Below are 15,930 nucleotides of genomic sequence, written 5' to 3'. Positions count from 1 at the left end.
TGTCGAGTTCTTCGTCGGTGAGCGCCGGACGATCGGGATTGTGATGCAGCCCGCCGTTCTTCTGGTAGCTGATTCCGCCGATCGTGCTCCAGTCGCGGCCCTGCGCCACTTCCAGCATCGAGTAGTCGAATTCCTTGCGCGCCGCGATATCGATCGCCGCCGACAGTTTCAGCGTTTCCTCGGGCCGCGCCGTCGGATGTCCCCCGACCATCGCGATGATCGCATCCGGATTCGCCGCCTTGATTGCTTCCGCAGTGCGCGCGTCCATCCGCAGCGACGGCGTCGAGGTGTGAATCACGACCAGGTCGTAGTTTTTTGCCTCGTTGACCGTCATCTCGACCGTGTAGTTATGCGGCGGCGCGTCGAGCAGGCGTGCGCCCGGGATCATCCCCGCCGGATAAGCCAGCCACGTCGGGTACCAGAATGACCAGACCTCGCGCGTCGCTTGGTAGCGCGAGCCCGCTCCCCCGTCGAAGTCATCGTACGAGGGCGGATTGAGAAAAAGCGTCTTCATTACATCCATATTTTAAGCATACCCCAAAGGCCTGTCCGATTGGTTAGTCAGCGACTATACAAACCGCGACAACCGAAGGCAACAATGCGCGAAATTTATAGTTGCTCCCCGGCGATCTCTATTATTTTGATCAACAAAACCGCGCATTTTCGCGGCTTTTGTCGCTGATCACGGCTCTCGTCCAGCTCACGTAAGACCCCGCGCACCTACGTCGTGGGGGAGGCGTAGGCGCTGGGACGAGCGGGACTGGCCTGGTTCCGGCTCACCCGCTTCCTCGGTTGAACCGTGGACTTCTCTTCTCGAGGAACGCCTGAATTCCTTCGCGCTGGTCAGGCGTGCCCCACGTCGCGAGGACCGCGCGGCGTTCCTCGGCGATGCCCTCATCGAGCGGCTTCTCGCCGGCACCGACGATGCACCGGAGCATTCCCGCGACGGCGATTGTCGGCATGTCCGCCAGCTCGCGCGCCAGTGCGTGGGCGCGCTCGAAAAGCTCCTCAATTGGCCAGACTTCGCTGACGATACCGATCCGGAGCGCGTCGGGGCCCGAGATTTTCTTCGCGCGAAGGATCATGTCGAGGGCGTGATCGCGTCCGACGCAGCGCGTGAGGCGCGCGCTCCCGCCCCATGCGGGTACTGTGCCGAGATCCAGCTCGGGAAGCCCTATCTTGCAGCCCTCGGCCGCCGCCAGGCGGAAGTGGCACGCGAGCGGTAGCTCAAGTCCGCCGCCGAGGCAGTAGCCGCACAGTACGGCGACGACTGGCTTCGGGAGGTTCTCGATCGCGTCGAGGACACGCAGGCGTTGGTCGAGGAGGGCCTCCAGACTTCCCATTCGCTTTTGGCCCTCCGGGAGCTGCTTCAGGTCCATTCCGACCGAGAAGTTCTCGGTCCCCGCACCGCGAATGACGATGACGCGCACGCCGGGGTCGTTCGCGACGCGTGCGACTTCCGCCTCGAGCGCGTCCATGAAGTCGAGGCCCATGCGGTTGCGCGGATGATCGTTGATCACCAGCGTCTCGACCGGTCCATCGCGTTCGATGAGCAACGGAGCCTTGGTCGCGTTCTCATTAGCGGACATTGGCATGCCCTTCACTACCCGGCGAGCGTCGGCTTCGCAATCCCGGCCCGGCCAGCACCGGCAAATCGCTGGCAACGTCAAACCCCACTCTTTCTTCTCCCACGTCGCCGCCGTAGGGCCCTATGGGTCCCGTGAGCAGGAAGGGAAGCGGAATGCGGCGCTGCGCGTCGGTGAATCCCACCGTTCCGATGCCGATATATCTTCCCGCGTCCAATCGGCGGACCTCGTCCACCATGTGCACGAATCCGCAGATCGAGTGATAGGCCCGATAGACCAGTTGATACGCCGGTCGCCCATCGAATCGAGAGGGGGCTATGAGCGTCCGCATTGGGGCCCGTCGCGTCACACGGCCGAAGTGCATCAGCGAGTTGTAGCCACGGCCGCAGGCATCATCGACCGGGCGGAACGACTTGGACAGCCACTTCCCGAACAACAGGGGATTGTTGGTGAAGAGCGTAGCGATCACCGTCGAAACCACGCCGGGGGATCTGAGCTGTTCGCCCTTGTACTCGCCGTTCATCTCACCAATCGTTGGGCATTCAAGCGTCTTGAACAGCTCCAGCGTTTCCTCAGCGCTCAATTCATGGATGTCTCGCATCGCACCCTCCGCTATTCGTGTCTGTCTGAGTTATCGCCGCCAAGGCGACCCATGAAACCGGCACTCTCTTGCGCAGACCTCGGCTCGATCGGCTTTCAGCTCAACCCCATCGCTCGCCGCATCATGCGGTCGAGCACGCGATCGCCGAGTACGCGCGAAAAAGGCCATAGCCACGTGAGCGGGTAGCGCGTCTTCGGGCGCGGCGCGGTGATCGCCTTGTGAATGGCAACACTGACGCGTTCCACCGGATCGGCGCGGCGTACCATCTCGGCCATGATCGGCGGCAGCTTCTCCAGGATCGGCGCGTAGTCGGTCCTTGCATACCGCGCATCGGTGCCCGCCGATTTCTCCCAGATCGGGGTGCGGATGTTGCCCGGCTCGATGGCGATCACGTGGATGTTGTACAAGCCGAGTTCACGACGCAGCCCGTCGGTCAACGCCTCGACCGCGTGCTTCGAGGCGCCGTAGGCGCCGACAAACGGAAAGACCAAGCCGCCGCTGATCGAACTGATGTTGATGATGCGGCCCGGCGGGTGTGGGCAATCGCGGCGCGCGCCGAGCAAGGGGAGGAAGGCTTGCGTAACCGCCAGCAGGCCGAAGACGTTCACCTCGAACATCTTGCGCATTTCGTCGAGCGGAAAATGCATCAACGGACCGGCACCGGAGATGCCAGAGTTATTGACCAGGGCACACAGGCCTTCGTCGCCAATCGCATCGCGGACTTTCTCGGCGGCCGTGGCAATCGCAGCTTCATCGGTCACATCGAACAGGAGCGGGGTGAAGTGGGGCCCCAACGCCGCACCGACGCGGTCGGCGTCGACTTGCGAGCGAACGCTGCCGAAGACGCGATAGCCACGCTCGATGAGGAGTCGCGCCGCATCCAAACCGATGCCTGTCGAAACCCCGGTGATGACGACGTTGGGTCTCATTATCTTGTCCAATCCGTCCTTATACGCCGAAGATGTTGCCGCACAGGTGGCCGGCGATAGTCGCTTTCCAGACTCGCGGCTTCGGAAGATAGGAAAAAATCCGCAGATCGCTGATGACTCACCTGCCGGAAAACTGTTCCGTCGTCGGCACTCGACGCAACCGAATCACCAGGTTTCACCGAACGGCCTTACTTCAACGTTGAAAGACCACGCCGATCGCTCTTGATGCGCAAGGTGCCAGATCTCCTCCGCGATCGCCGCAGGCTTGATGAAAAATTCATCGCGCGCGTCGGGCTTCATTTCTCGTGTCCAGGCCAGATCGATCACCGCGTCGATCAACACGTAGGCCACGTGAATCCCTTTCGGACCGAGCTCGCGCGCTATCGACTCGGCGAGAATCCGCTGCGCCGCTTTGGTCGGAGCGAAGCCCGCGAAATTCGCCTTCCCGCGCAGCGCCGAGCTATTGCCGGTCGCGATAATCACGCCCTTGCCCGCCTCGATCATCGCGGGCGCGAGCCGGCGGGCCAAGTGGAGCAGGGCCATCGTGTTGACTTGGAAGTTGCGCTCGAGAACCTGCGGATCGATTTGCAGGAAATTTCCGAATGCGCCGCCCACCGCGTTGTGAATCAGTACCGAAGGGACGCCGAGTTCGGATCGTATGGCGGCGAGGGCCGAATCGATCTGAACCTCGTCCGTGACATCGCACGGATAACCGCGAGTGTCCGCGGTTTCCCGCTCGAGTTCGGATAGCCGCTCACGATTGCGCGCCAGCATCGCGACCGAATATCCGCCGAGCGCGAAACGCCGTGCGATCGCGGCGCCGGTTCCCGGCCCGACACCCGTCACGACAGCAACTTCACGATTACCGGATTTGGCCATGATCTTGTTCCTCGCTTCGGCACCATCCAGCGATACTCGGCCCTAACCTTCGAGTCTATTGCTGGCCGGAACTGGAATAGGATCAGCCCGGCATCTTCGCGAACCTTGGCCCCGGTCCCACCGGCGCCCACGGCTGGGCGCTCGACATGTAGACATTGGCGCCGGGCGCGAACTTCGTGGGATCGTCCAGGCTGCCGGCCTTGACCACGGCCACGTCCGGCATGCTGGACACGAGCGAGAGAATCGGCGCGCCGCAATTGGCGCAGAACCCGCGGCTCGCTTTGCCTCCGCTGTCTGCCGTGACCTCGAAGTGCTTGAGCTCACCCTTGGTCAGCTTGAAGCCGGCCTTGGGAACGATCAGAACCGAGGAAAACGCGCTGCCAGTCGAGCGCTGGCAGTCCCTGCAGTAGCAGAGCGCGGACATCATCGGTTCGGCCGAGATGTCGTAGCGGACCGCACCGCACATACATCCGCCGGATAACAGTGTCGCCATGTGGGTTCCTCCCTGAGACGCTAATCTCGTGAAGTCAGAACAACTGATTCAGAATTCCTGTTTTTGACTCTGCAAACGCGCGCATTTACGCGGCTTCCCTCACTGCGCTCAAGATGACACAACGAAAATGCGGACGAGGCTTCGCGGCTCCCCGATGAACCGCCTCTTCCTCCTGACTCAGGTGCAGGGGCTGGCCCCTGCCGCGACGATGATCATCCGCCGCGTGCCTATCGCGTACGTCTCGCCATCGAATCCCCCGAACACCGCCGTCACGCGCAGCCCCACGCGTTCCAGGATGCGGGTGATCTCCGTCAGCGTATAGAGCCGGATGATATGTCCGATCGACTCGCGCCGGTTTCCCTTCGGGTCCACCACGATGAAATGCACGTGCATGCGGCTGGTCGCGAGATCCAGGTCGCGCCGCTCGACGTACAAAGTTCCGTCCGCGCCGGTATGCCAGTCGTTCTGGATATAGTTATCGATCGCCCACTCGCGGTTCAGCATGTCCAGCAGGATCCGTCCGCCGGCCTTGAGCGCTTTGGCCGCCGATTCCAGGACTTTCAAATCCTCGCCTTCGGACTCCAAATATCCGAATGACGAATACATATTGACGATCGCGTCGAACTTGTCTTCGAACGGGATCCTGCGCATGTCGGCGGCGATCGTCTCGATTGTGACCTTGCTCGCCTTGGCCGCCTGCTTCGCGAGTTCCAGGTACTCGGGATTCAGATCGAGACCGGTTACTCGCAAGCCACGTTTCGCCAACTGGATCGAATGCCGCCCCTGGCCACAGCAGAGATCGAGCACCGATGCGCCCGGCTTGAGCTCGAGCGCGCGCGCGACGAAGCTGCTCTCTTTTTCTGCCCGCTCTTCGGTGAACGTGTGGCCATAGACGTTGAGGTAGTCGCCGCGAAAAAAGTCCACGTACCAGGGATAGCCTTGCGATACCATCGCGTCCCCCTAAGACTGCTGGCGCTCTCGCTTCAGATGCGGATCGCGACTACCGGGCGTGAGGCGACCCAGCGGCGCAGGAAAGCCACCAGCAATGGACGCATAGCAGGACTCAGGGCCACGGCGTTAACCAGCTCGAATGGAGCAGGGGCAAAGAATGGGTGTTCGCTGACGATCCGGATTTTATCGTCGAGCTTCTCGATCATCTTTCCGTGCCCGGCGACCACCTCGCCATTGCAGGTGACCTTGACCTTGGGGTTCTTGCGCAGGTTGCGGATCCAATCTGACTGCCAGCCGTAAGTGGAGATCAGGTAAATATGATTGTCGCTGCGGACGCATGGTAGGAGCGTCTCACGCGGCAAGCCGGTTCGCCGCCCGGTTGTCGTCAGCAGAACCCATCCCGCTGCGTGCGAAAAGTAATCCCTTTGCGAATTGACAATGGCCGCCTGAACCGGGCGTAAACTGCGAGGGATGAAGTGCAGCTTTGCTGCGAAAGGCTCAACTCTGGTCGTAGGGGGCATAGCCACCAAGGCTATGGCCGCGCAATTCCCGCGTCAAGCACGTTGCGAGTCCTGGTAGTGATCTAATCTGAGCGGGTTGGCGTAGCTCTCGGCGGCTCGAATGCGCGCCTACAGCCATGCGAACGATTCGCGGATGAACGCGGGAGCGCCGCCGCGCGCGATCGTCCCGTGCGCCATCACGGCGTTGAGCGGGTCCCACGCAAGCACGCGCCCGAGCGCGGCGCGCGCCAAGGCGCGCCGCACGAAGCTGAGGCGCCATTCCAGCGGAGCGCGCCCGACCGGCTCGGTGATTCGCCACAGGCGCGCGATGGTCGTCTTCCAGCCCTGCCATCCGGGGGTGTTGCGCAGAAATTCCATCGAGAAGTTCTCGATCAGGTCGGCGAACAGCGCAGTGCGTGACGCGCGATGAAAGAAAACGATCTCATCCATGAACATGCTGCCGCGGAAGACCGCCTGGTCGATCTCGCCGCGCCAATCCTCGGGCGGTTCGTCGGAGAGCACGCCGCTGAATTTCAGGTCGGCGCGCTTGCGAATCACCGCCGACAATCCCCACAGCCTCGCGCCGGGGAACTCTGACGCCCACTCGCCCATGAACAGATGATGGATCTTGTTGGGAGAGACCAGATGCGCCGGGCGGCCGAGCGCTGCGAGTTCCGCCCGGAGCGAATCGGTCAGCGGAATCGGCGACCAGATCCACAGCGCGCCAGCGGCCAGCCGCGCCACTGCCATCCGGGTGGGATAGGGAAACGAGTAGAAATCGACGATCGGGCCTTCGGCGATCCAGAAATTTTCACCCAACTGCTGAAGTGTCGCGCTCACGATTCTCGCCGCACCGAACTATCGCGCGTCCTGAATTATCTTTCGCACCTCGGCATTCGGATCGTTCACGACCCGGCTTTCAAGGTCGAACACCATCGTGGACCGCTTGCCGGCATCGTAGGGCGGCCAATGCGGAATTTCGGGACAATCGGGCTTGCCGGTGCGAGCAAACGCGACCCACGCTCCCGCTATCTGCTGATGCATCCGTGCGGCGCCCGGATCCGGACCGGCAAACGCGCGCACCCGGCGGTAGGAATCGAGCATGAACGGAATCTCCATCGTGTGCGGAGTCTTGAATAGCCCGCCTGCGACCGGAGTTTCCCAAGTCAGATACCACATGTATGCCGGCGCGCCAGCTTGCGCCGCCTTGCGCTCGGCCAGCGCGATCGATCCGCCCATCGCGAACATCGAGCTCATCGCAGCAGTGAACAGATAGGTCGGCGAGTAGTCGGGCCTGATCTTGCGCCATGCATCGACCAACGGCTTGCCCATCGGGCCGAGCATCGCGATGCGCTGTTCGAGATCGGCTTCGCTCATTTTTCCAAACCACGGCTCGCCCGCAGTGAAGATGGTGACCTCGTCCTTCACGTAGCCGACCAGCACCGGTACATCGCGGGACACCGCAGGCGCATCGGGCGTGAACGGATCGCGCGTGATTGCGACATCGTCGATGATCGGGATGTAGCCGATACCACCGGGCCGGCGCATGCCGGGAACGCGCGCCCGCGTGTACCCGGCGTTGTTTTTCGCGTCCGCCGCGAAGGCGGCGGCAATGATCGTCTGGGCCGGCACGCCTTGGAGCGACTTGATGTCGCCGGGCTGGATGCCGAGTTCGTCCAGCAGCGCTTTGGCGGCTGCGGTGGCGGGCTCTCTGCGGCTGACTATCAGCCCAGGACCCGACTGAATCGACGCCTTATGGAATAATCCCTTCGCCGAGTCCATCGACATCAGAATCGAGACTTTCGCGCCACCGCCCGACTGGCCCATGATTGTCACGTTGTCGGGGTCGCCGCCGAAATTCGCGATGTTGTCGCGCACCCACTGCAAGGCGAGCACCAGGTCCTGCATGCCGGCCGTGCCTGACGATTTGTAGGCATCGCCCATCAGCTCGCCGAGGTGGAGATAGCCGAAAACGTTGAGGCGATGATTCACGTTGACGGCAACGACATTGTGATCGCGGGCGAGGTCCTCCATGCAGTAGACCGGCTGGCCACCAGAGCCGTAGGCGAAGATGCCGCCGTGAATCCAGAACATCACGGGCCGCTTCTGGTTGTCGGTTGCCGGCGTCCACACGTTCAGGAACAGGCAGTCCTCGTTCTGAATTTTCAGCTCAGATGGGGTCGTGAACACCCGCGCCATCAGCATGCCGTAATCGCCGGCCGGAGCCGCCGTCGCGCCCGATGCCATCTGCATCGCGGGCGCTCCATAGTCGGAGCAGTCCAGCACTACTTTCCAGCGCGCCGGCCTCTGCGGCGCCATCCAGCGCAAAGGACCCACCGGCGCCGCGCCGTAGCGGATACCCTTGAAGGTATGCACGCCTTCGTTGACGAGGCCGCGCACCGGACCGCTGGTCGTGTCGATGATCCTGGTGATTTGCGGCAGCTCGATGCGGTCGGAACTCTGGACCGCGGTGGTTTCCTCTTTCCGCATAGATTTCCTCTCCTGCGCGAGGTTCACTCCGGTTGCCGCCGTCGCGGCCGCCGCGACAATAGCAGAACAGACTATAGCGGCAAACAACTTCGTCTTTGTCTTGCCGTTCCAGTGGCGTGTGCGTCGAGTCGTTGAGTTGCCGAAGTCGCCGCCACTTTCCTAAGATGCATGCGGTGGGCCGATCTTGATGAGTACTATCGTCAGCGCTCCAATCGCACCACGGCTGAGAGCCGGCCGCGGCCTTCGAGAGAAGGCGGCGCGCAAGAGCCATGCGGTCTGGAAGGCGCCCGCGAATCGGCCTGATCCGATCCGGTTACTGATCGAATCCGACGCGGGGCGAATTCCCAAGCTGCTCCCCATTCGTTATGGGCGAATGCGCCAGTCGCCGTTTGCCTTCCTCCGCGGCGCGGCAGCTTTAATGGCATTCGATTTGGCCGGGACTCCCCGGACCGGACTCCGCGTCCAGGCGTGCGGCGACTGCCACATAATGAACTTCGGCGCGTTCGCGACGCCTGAGCGCAACTTGGTTTTCGATATCAATGATTTCGACGAAACGCTCCCGGCTCCCTGGGAATGGGACGTCAAGCGCTTGACCGTGAGTATCGAAGTCGCGGGACGTTCCGCGGGCATTAAATCCCGCTATCGGGAGCACGCTGTTCGAGCGGCGGTTCGTTCCTACCGCGAGCATCTGGGCGAGTATGCGACCATGCCGTCGCTCGAGGTGTGGTATCAGCGAATCGATTTCCAGAAACTCCTCGATAGGGTTCCAGGGCCCAGGAACCGCCGCCGCGACAAAAGAGTTTCCGAGAGGGCTAGGCGAAAGACGGTACCGAACAATTTGCTTCCTTCGATGGCCGCCAGAGACCAGACCAAAATCAAGGACCAGCCGCCGCTCATCTATCATTTGCCCGTTCAACGGACCGCGGCCTATCTCCGGCGAGCGGTATCATTCTTCAAGCGCTACCGGACCTCCCTCCCGGAGTCCTATCGAGTGCTCTTTGATCGGTTTGAGCTGCTGGATGTCGCGTTCAAAGTCGTCGGCGTTGGAAGTATCGGGACCTTCTGCGAGGTGGCGTTGTTCAGGGATACGCAGGCCGCGCCGCTGTTCTTGCAGATCAAGGAAGCTCGCGCCTCAGCGCTGGAGCCATACGCCGGCCGCAGTGTGTTTTCGACGCACGGGCAGCGCGTGGTCTATGGTCAGCACTTGATGCAGGCGTCCAGCGACATATTCCTGGGTTGGACGGTCGGGTTGGAACCCGGCCGCGACTTTTACGTCCGCCAAATGCGCGATATGAAGATACCTATGCCGGTTGACACCGAGAATCCTACCGACCTGGCCTATTTCGCCGACGCGTGCGGATGGGCTCTAGCGCGAGCGCATGCGCGCACGGGAGACCCTGCCATGATAGCCGGCTATCTCGGCTCGAGTGAGGCCTTCGATGACGCAATAGTCAAATTCGCGAAAGCCTATGCCGATCAGACTGAGAGCGACTACGGTGCTTTGTTGAAAGCTATAAGAAGTGGACGAATCAAAGTCGCGAGATGATGCGATTCGGTCGAACGATTTCACCGCCTGATCGCTCGACGATGCTTGGCACGCTTATGGAGCAGGCTCACACAACGCGGCCCCCGCTGTGGGCGTATCTTGGCACCGTCGTGTTTACCGTGGTGGTGCCGGGCTCGGTGGTCGGTCTTGTCCCCTACCTGATTTCACGATGGGAGCTGAGGCCGCCATTGTTCGGGTTCGGGCTAACCCGATGGGTCGGCCTTGGGATGTTCGTCATCGCGGTCCCGGCCTTTGCCGACTTTCTCGCACGCTTCGTGCGCGAGGGACATGGGACTCCGGCTCCTATCGCGCCGACGCGGCACCTTGTAATAGGTGGAGTCTACCGCCGCGTGCGCAACCCCGCCTATATCGCGGTGGTCGCGATGCTGGTCGGCCAGGCGCTCTTCTTCGGTAACTTGGGTCTGCTCGAGTATGCATTCGCGGTCGCGATAGGATTCCATTTGTTCGTGATTCTCTACGAGGAACCGACGCTCAGGCAGACCTTTGGCCGCGACTACCAGGACTACTGTCGATCGGTGCCGCGCTGGGTCCCGCGCTTGCGTCCTGTCGAACGTCGGGGCCAGCGATGAACAGCGGCGTAGTCCACAACGTGGATGTGGAGTCCTATGCTACCTGCTACAAGGCGGGATATTGCTTACGGCTCGATTAGAACTGGCAACCGAGCTGATAGGTCACTGCGGGCGCTGCGGACGGGTAAACAAGCCGGCGTAGCGTGCCACGATCAGGTACTTCTTGAACATGCGGTTGGTTTGCTCCTCATGCTCGCTGACCGTGCTGCGGTCTTCGGGATCGAAGAAACAGGTGGGATCCTCGCCCATGTAGTCGCCGTTGTGGTAGTACGCCATCGCGCGGCATCCGCCACATGTGTACTGATAGCGGCAGTCGCCGCACTTGCCTTTGAGCTTGCCGCGATCGAGCAAGTCGTTGATCAGTTGGCTGGAAGCGACCAGCTCATCCAGCGGCTTTTCGCGCACGTTGCCGGCCTTGAGCTTATCGAGCAGAACCGGACAGACCGAAACATCGCCTTCCGCGTTCAGCGCCAGCCAGGTCCCGACCCAGCATCCTATCGGCGGATTCTGCGGTACCGCCCCATTGGCGGCTCCTCCGGAAACCTGGGCGTGCAACTCCGGCGAGAGGAAGAACGGCGTGTAGCTCACGTAGCCGTTGACGTGGCCGCGCAAGTCGGGATGGAAGCTGGCTTCGAGGTCTTTGCGATCGAACGCGAGCTTTGAGAACAAATCGCAGCCCGAGCCTCGCGCCACGTAAGGCGAGCGGTTGTAGGAAATCCGCCGATCGGTCAGATACTTGACGGTCTTGGCGAAGGTCTCGGTGTTGTCCTTGGAGATCGTCACGATCACGTGGCGGTCAATCTTGAGCTCCTCGCATAGCTCGAGCACCTCCAGGGTACGGTCGGGTTTGGCGTCACGGGTCCACTCGTTACGCTCGTCAATCGAATTCAACCCGACCGATATAGTTACCTTGCCGTTGGTTGCTTCCTTGATTTCCTGCAGCTTGGTCCGATCGATTACCTCGCCGTTGCTGCAAACCTTGCACTGATAACCCAGCTCCACCGTAAGCCGGAGAAGCTCCAGCGCATCCTTGCGCAACAGGAACTCGCCGCCGCTCCATCCGATAGCTATAACGCCGAGGCGCTTGGCCGGTAGCAATACCAGTTCGCGAATCTCATCGAAGCTGAGCTCGCTTGGACGCTTGTCTCGAACCTTATGCGCATCGTTGCTGCCGGTCATGCACAACGGGCATTGCAGGTTGCATAGACGGGTAGCCTCGAAGTATAGCGCCGGAAAATTATAAGTCATGATCTCGCGACGTTACCAGCAATTATCATTCCGTTCAATCTTCCTTATAACACCGCTCTTTCTGCGCCCATCATTCGGCTGTAATTACGTGAAAACTGCATCCTTTCGATGCAGGATGTATCCTTTGGAGGCAGTTTCTAGGGCTGTAGCAATGTCTTGCGCCATTGCCGTCCACTGCGCACGAACAATTCGCGCCGATGCAATCGGAAGGGAGCTTGCACCCAGAACTCGATCCGATTCGGCACCACACGCAGCCCGAGCCAGTAATCCGGCCGCACTGGCTCTTTGCCCTTCAATTCCCTACGCAGCTTGGCGACGCGCGCGACCAGCTCGGCGCGGCTTTTCAGCCGATCGCTCTGGTGCGAGACGCTGCCCGAAATCCTGCTGTCTATAGGCCGGGTAGCCCAATACGCGTCCGCTTCATCCGCAGTCATCAGCTCGACGGAGCCATCGATCCTGACCTGCCGTCCCTTGCGCGGCCAATAGAAAGCCATTGCGGCGCGGGGATTTTCCGCTATTTGTTGGCCCTTGGGACTGCGTGTATCTGTGTAGAAGGAAAAGCCTTGCGCATCCGCCTGCTTGAGCAGGATGTAGCGCACGCTGGGCATCCCGTCACTGCTGGATGTCGCCAGCGCCATCGCTTCCGGAAGCTTGGTGCCGGCGGTCACTTCCTCACGAAACCATCGACTAAATCGCGCGATCGGATCCTCTGTCTTCATATTCCCTGTCGAAAGCATTCTTGATGCCATCGCCTGACCGGCTCCAATTAGATTGATGATCCGTACGGCGCAGATGTAAAGCGGCGGCCCATTTGGCCCGCCGCTTCCGTTGCGCGCGCGGTTAAGTGCGATCCGTCCGCCTATTGCTATTACTTCGGCGCCTTGCCGGTGCCGGACAACGGGACTTGCTGCGGTGGTCCCGTCTCGTTGTCGTTGATGGTCAACACTCCGGTTCGTTCCGTGGTATCGCTTGGCTTGAAGGTCACCGATACTTTACAGCTCTTGTGCGGCTCCAACGATGTGGTGCATCCGCTGCTGACCGCGAATGGCGCGGTGGCCGACTGGTCCGTGACTATTACGATAATCCCGGATTTCTTGGAGCTGTCGTTCTTGATCGTCACCGTCTTGGCCTTGCTGACCGAATTGACGAGAGTCGATTTGCCGAAGTTCAAGGACTTGGGTGAAATCTTCAGCTTGGCGTCGACAGGTGTCGGCGTCGCAGTCGGCGTGGCGGTTGCAGTTTCCGTCGTGGTCGCCGTTGCAGTCGCCGTCGGTGTGCCGCCCGTGGCGGTCGCGGTCGGCGTTGGAGTCTTGGTTGCGGTCGCGGTCGGCGTTGCAGTCTTGGTTGCCGTCGCCGTCGGTGTCGCCGTCCGAGTCGCGGTCGCCGTCGCAGTTCTCGTCGGCGTCGCAGTCCCCGTCGGGCTCGGGCCGAATGCCTTCACCAGGTTATAGGCGTTGACGGTCCCGATTCCGGTCGCAAAATCCCAGCCGCTTCGCGTTCCGTACGCGGGCTGATACGCCGAGTTCGACGTGGAAAGCACGCCATACGTGCCCGACGGCGTATAACAATTGTTCGTGCCCGTGCATGGCAGGTCCATGTCGCCTTGGGTCACGTCATAAAAGATGCACGAGCTGCCGACACCGTTGCCGAGTGTCGAGTTGCAGGTCGAGCTCCCACTCGCCCCGTACTCGGTCTTGGCCAGCGAGTAGTAGGTGGAATTCGGAAGACCCTGGTTGCTGCCGCTATATTGATTCACGAGCGCTTGAATCGCGGCCATGATCGGCGAGGAGATCGACGTCCCGCCGAATCCCGCCCACGTCTTCGGCAAACCCGAGCAGGACACTCCGCCATTGCCCGGGTCTGAAAAGCAGACCACGTAGTAATGGGCCCAGGTGCCGTTTGCGGCGAACAGCGACACGTCGGGAATATCACGCACGCCATCGCTCGGGTTGCCGAACAAACCTGATTGCCATGTCGGTTTGGCATATCCGGCACACGTACCGCCGACGACGCCGCTTTTCGACGGCGTTCCAGTGGCGCAGCCGCTCGGGCCGCCGCTGCCCCCGACGGTATTCAGGAAATCTGCTACGCCGGTCGCGCTGTTGCAGAAGCCGCTCGAGCCGTAGGTCTGAGCGTAGCCTTCGACGCTGGCGATCAGCTCGCTGGCGCATGAATCGTTCCAGGGAATTTCCGGGATATAAGATTTCGCTGAGCCATAAGTCGTCCCGTTCGTCGAATCCCAGTAAGTGCTGTTCGTGCCCGCGTACGTGTCGCCGAAATCGGTGCCGCCCACCGACACGTTATACGGCGTCGAGGTGAATCCGCTGACTGTTACGCCATGCGTCGCATAGCTCTCGCCGTAGTCGGAGCTGGCCGCGCCCTGGTCGCCCGACGACACGAATACCGCCACACTCATGCCAGATGCCGTCTGGTACAGGCCGTTGATGTACGAGTTCTCCGTCGCGCCCAGCTTCGATTCGGACTCGCCATAGCTGATGCTCACGACCGAAGGGAGAGGGCCGCCGTTGCTCAGAATGTTTTGTAGCGCGATGAAACCTCCGAAGTGGGTGCTATTCTCGCACGAGGCCAGTACGATCGCGGCGTTGGGAGCCGCGGCGCTCGCCCATTGCACGTCGATGGCCGCCTCGCCATCGTCGCCGTTGACTCCAGGATCAGTGCAGGTGGGGCCGCCGCTGCCCGGGGCCGGATGGACCTGCGTGAAAGAGCCGCTGGTGTACGAACTGAGGCCCAACGTAGAACGGAAACTATTCCAGTCCGTGTTGCCGGTGCACGTGGTGGAGTTACAGCCAGTCGGCGTGTTGTTGTACGTATCGCTGTCTTCGACGACTACGATCGTCTGGCCGTGGCCCGAATAACCCCCCGCAAACAGCGGACCCAGGTTGTAGATCGTGGCCAGGTCCGCAGGCACCACCGCGTAACAATCGGCCCCGCAGCCGGAAAAGGTGTACGCGGCGCGCGGCTGGTTCATCGCATGCGGCATGAAGTTGTTCAGCGACACCACTCCGACTACCGCCGGCGCCAGCGCCGCGGGAATCCGCGGATCGCTCATGTTGGCGATGTGCTGCTTGCCGTTCACCTCGAGATTGTGAATCTCGGTGTGGAAGGCCTCCCGCACCTGCCCGGCCGTCCCGGAAAAGTCGATCACGTTGTTGGGATAGACCAGGTTGACGGTAAAGCCGTGCGCTTGCAGCCATCCCGTGATCTTCGCCAGGTCCTCCTGCGCCAGTCCGTAGCGCGCTTCGAACTCCTGCGCGGTCAACCAGTGATGGTAGTTCGGCGATTTGGGATCCTGGAGTTCATCCAGGTATTTGTCGAGCGCTTGCTCCTGCTCGGGCGAGCGCCGCAACTGGAGCCACAGATGCTCCATCGGAAGGCTGTCAGCGACCGCGCCGCGATCGTTGGCCGCCGTCGCTTCGGGACGAGTGTTGCCAGCGAGCGTGACCAGGTTGGTCTCGCTTATCGTCTCGGTGATCAGCGCGCGGGGTTGCGATACCGCCCCCACGATCTGCTGATAGCCTGCGATCGATCCGACTAATATCGCGCAGCACAAGAACACCCGAATCCGGCCCGTTGAACGGGCTTTTGATTCTTTCATTCGGCTTTTCCCCCAAGACCGTCAGAGCGAGATCGCTCCTTGCTCGCAGTTCCAGAAACAAAAAACATATCGCGGATGATACCCGTTTGCCCGGCGTAGGCATAGCAAAATTGGACGTGGCACCTTTTTACACGCTAAGACGTGGATCAACCTCGTTTTCGCACCCAAGCCCGCTGCGCCCTTCGTAGGGTGAACGCTCACACAGAAAGCGACGAAAACGATAGAGCGATATTAGGCGGGTTCCACTCCGGCCAACCGAGCGCGGCAGGGGTGACCCCTGCACTCAGTATTAAGGCCGCGCTCCGTTGCCGCGCGGCAGGGGTGACCCCTGCACCCAATGTTAAGGCCGCCCGCCGTTGGCGGGCGGCAGGGGCTGCGGCCCCTGCACCCACAGTGAGAAGACGCGAAAATCTGCGCAGCGCATCTTTTCGCGACTACGCGATAAAAGAGCCCGCGGGCGCGCGGTTTCTTAATACTGGCCAGATGATACGGCGACCACCG

The 15,930-nt window shown here is 61.4% G+C and carries 15 protein-coding genes; 2 read left to right on the top strand and 13 right to left on the bottom strand.

Annotated features, from left to right (window positions below):
- The 10 genes from ABSB13_RS14245 to ABSB13_RS14200 all read right to left on the bottom strand — a co-directional run.
- Positions 1 to 514: cobalamin-dependent protein (locus ABSB13_RS14245; RefSeq protein ID WP_428109691.1), on the bottom strand; the 514-nt coding region annotated here is incomplete at its 3' end.
- A 262-nt stretch (positions 515 to 776) separates the two neighbouring features.
- On the bottom strand, positions 777 to 1,589 hold the full coding sequence (locus tag ABSB13_RS14240; protein ID WP_428109689.1) for an enoyl-CoA hydratase/isomerase family protein: 813 nt from the start codon (positions 1,587 to 1,589) through the stop codon (positions 777 to 779).
- Positions 1,579 to 2,169: a hypothetical protein gene (locus ABSB13_RS14235; protein ID WP_428109687.1), complete on the bottom strand. Its 591-nt coding sequence runs from the start codon at positions 2,167 to 2,169 to the stop codon at positions 1,579 to 1,581. The genes ABSB13_RS14240 and ABSB13_RS14235 overlap by 11 nt, the downstream gene beginning before the upstream one ends.
- Before the next feature lie 113 nt (positions 2,170 to 2,282).
- The gene (locus tag ABSB13_RS14230) at positions 2,283 to 3,116 is read right to left on the bottom strand and encodes an SDR family oxidoreductase (protein WP_428109697.1); all 834 of its coding nucleotides are present in this window, start codon (positions 3,114 to 3,116) and stop codon (positions 2,283 to 2,285) included.
- A gap of 165 nt (positions 3,117 to 3,281) precedes the next feature.
- Entirely contained in the window at positions 3,282 to 3,995 is a 714-nt protein-coding gene (locus tag ABSB13_RS14225) for an SDR family NAD(P)-dependent oxidoreductase (RefSeq protein WP_428109684.1), read from the bottom strand.
- An 82-nt stretch (positions 3,996 to 4,077) separates the two neighbouring features.
- On the bottom strand, positions 4,078 to 4,488 hold the full coding sequence (locus ABSB13_RS14220; protein WP_428109682.1) for a GFA family protein: 411 nt from the start codon (positions 4,486 to 4,488) through the stop codon (positions 4,078 to 4,080).
- Positions 4,489 to 4,665: 177 nt separating this feature from the next.
- Complete coding sequence (locus ABSB13_RS14215) at positions 4,666 to 5,439, bottom strand: class I SAM-dependent methyltransferase (protein WP_428109678.1); 774 nt, start codon at positions 5,437 to 5,439, stop codon at positions 4,666 to 4,668.
- A 32-nt stretch (positions 5,440 to 5,471) separates the two neighbouring features.
- A complete protein-coding gene (locus ABSB13_RS14210; protein WP_428109694.1) occupies positions 5,472 to 5,960 on the bottom strand; it encodes a nitroreductase family deazaflavin-dependent oxidoreductase in 489 nt (162 codons plus the stop codon).
- A gap of 108 nt (positions 5,961 to 6,068) precedes the next feature.
- Positions 6,069 to 6,779 (bottom strand): DUF4336 domain-containing protein, encoded by a 711-nt coding sequence (locus ABSB13_RS14205; protein WP_428109676.1) that lies wholly within the window; start codon positions 6,777 to 6,779, stop codon positions 6,069 to 6,071.
- Positions 6,780 to 6,797: 18 nt separating this feature from the next.
- Positions 6,798 to 8,429: a carboxylesterase/lipase family protein gene (locus ABSB13_RS14200; RefSeq protein ID WP_428109673.1), complete on the bottom strand. Its 1,632-nt coding sequence runs from the start codon at positions 8,427 to 8,429 to the stop codon at positions 6,798 to 6,800.
- A gap of 187 nt (positions 8,430 to 8,616) precedes the next feature.
- Here ABSB13_RS14200 and ABSB13_RS14195 point away from each other — a divergent pair, with 187 nt between their 5' ends.
- Positions 8,617 to 9,975, top strand: coding sequence for a DUF2252 domain-containing protein (locus ABSB13_RS14195; protein ID WP_428109671.1), 1,359 nt, complete (start codon positions 8,617 to 8,619; stop codon positions 9,973 to 9,975).
- 41 nt (positions 9,976 to 10,016) lie between these two features.
- Positions 10,017 to 10,565 (top strand): methyltransferase family protein, encoded by a 549-nt coding sequence (locus ABSB13_RS14190; protein WP_428109669.1) that lies wholly within the window; start codon positions 10,017 to 10,019, stop codon positions 10,563 to 10,565.
- Positions 10,566 to 10,667: 102 nt separating this feature from the next.
- Here ABSB13_RS14190 and ABSB13_RS14185 read toward each other — a convergent pair whose 3' ends face one another.
- From ABSB13_RS14185 to ABSB13_RS14175, 3 genes are all read right to left on the bottom strand, one after another.
- Positions 10,668 to 11,813: a radical SAM/SPASM domain-containing protein gene (locus ABSB13_RS14185; RefSeq protein ID WP_428109667.1), complete on the bottom strand. Its 1,146-nt coding sequence runs from the start codon at positions 11,811 to 11,813 to the stop codon at positions 10,668 to 10,670.
- Between the two features lie 137 nt (positions 11,814 to 11,950).
- Positions 11,951 to 12,532 carry a pyridoxamine 5'-phosphate oxidase gene (gene pdxH / locus ABSB13_RS14180; RefSeq protein ID WP_428109664.1) on the bottom strand — a complete coding sequence of 194 codons (582 nt, stop codon included), beginning with the start codon at positions 12,530 to 12,532 and terminating at the stop codon, positions 11,951 to 11,953.
- A gap of 149 nt (positions 12,533 to 12,681) precedes the next feature.
- Entirely contained in the window at positions 12,682 to 15,429 is a 2,748-nt protein-coding gene (locus tag ABSB13_RS14175; RefSeq protein WP_428109662.1) for a protease pro-enzyme activation domain-containing protein, read from the bottom strand.
- Positions 15,430 to 15,930 lie beyond the last annotated feature (501 nt).

This window comes from Binatus sp. (SeqCode) (assembly GCF_050013435.1).
Lineage (GTDB): Bacteria > Desulfobacterota > Binatia > Binatales > Binataceae > Binatus.
This window is presented reverse-complemented; position numbering and strand designations above follow the sequence as displayed.

Excerpts from the sequence above, each read along its gene's own strand:
- ABSB13_RS14240 (WP_428109689.1), bottom strand. The coding sequence starts at position 1,589 with ATGTCCGCTAATGAGAACGCGACCAAGGCTCCGTTGCTCATCGAACGC.
- ABSB13_RS14230 (WP_428109697.1), bottom strand. The coding sequence starts at position 3,116 with ATGAGACCCAACGTCGTCATCACCGGGGTTTCGACAGGCATCGGTTTG.
- ABSB13_RS14225 (WP_428109684.1), bottom strand. The coding sequence starts at position 3,995 with ATGGCCAAATCCGGTAATCGTGAAGTTGCTGTCGTGACGGGTGTCGGG.
- ABSB13_RS14220 (WP_428109682.1), bottom strand. The coding sequence starts at position 4,488 with ATGGCGACACTGTTATCCGGCGGATGTATGTGCGGTGCGGTCCGCTAC.
- ABSB13_RS14215 (WP_428109678.1), bottom strand. The coding sequence starts at position 5,439 with ATGGTATCGCAAGGCTATCCCTGGTACGTGGACTTTTTTCGCGGCGAC.
- ABSB13_RS14210 (WP_428109694.1), bottom strand. The coding sequence starts at position 5,960 with ATGCCCCCTACGACCAGAGTTGAGCCTTTCGCAGCAAAGCTGCACTTC.
- ABSB13_RS14200 (WP_428109673.1), bottom strand. The coding sequence starts at position 8,429 with ATGCGGAAAGAGGAAACCACCGCGGTCCAGAGTTCCGACCGCATCGAG.
- ABSB13_RS14195 (WP_428109671.1), top strand. The coding sequence starts at position 8,617 with ATGAGTACTATCGTCAGCGCTCCAATCGCACCACGGCTGAGAGCCGGC.
- ABSB13_RS14190 (WP_428109669.1), top strand. The coding sequence starts at position 10,017 with ATGCTTGGCACGCTTATGGAGCAGGCTCACACAACGCGGCCCCCGCTG.
- ABSB13_RS14185 (WP_428109667.1), bottom strand. The coding sequence starts at position 11,813 with ATGACTTATAATTTTCCGGCGCTATACTTCGAGGCTACCCGTCTATGC.
- pdxH (WP_428109664.1), bottom strand. The coding sequence starts at position 12,532 with ATGAAGACAGAGGATCCGATCGCGCGATTTAGTCGATGGTTTCGTGAG.
- ABSB13_RS14175 (WP_428109662.1), bottom strand. The coding sequence starts at position 15,429 with ATGAAAGAATCAAAAGCCCGTTCAACGGGCCGGATTCGGGTGTTCTTG.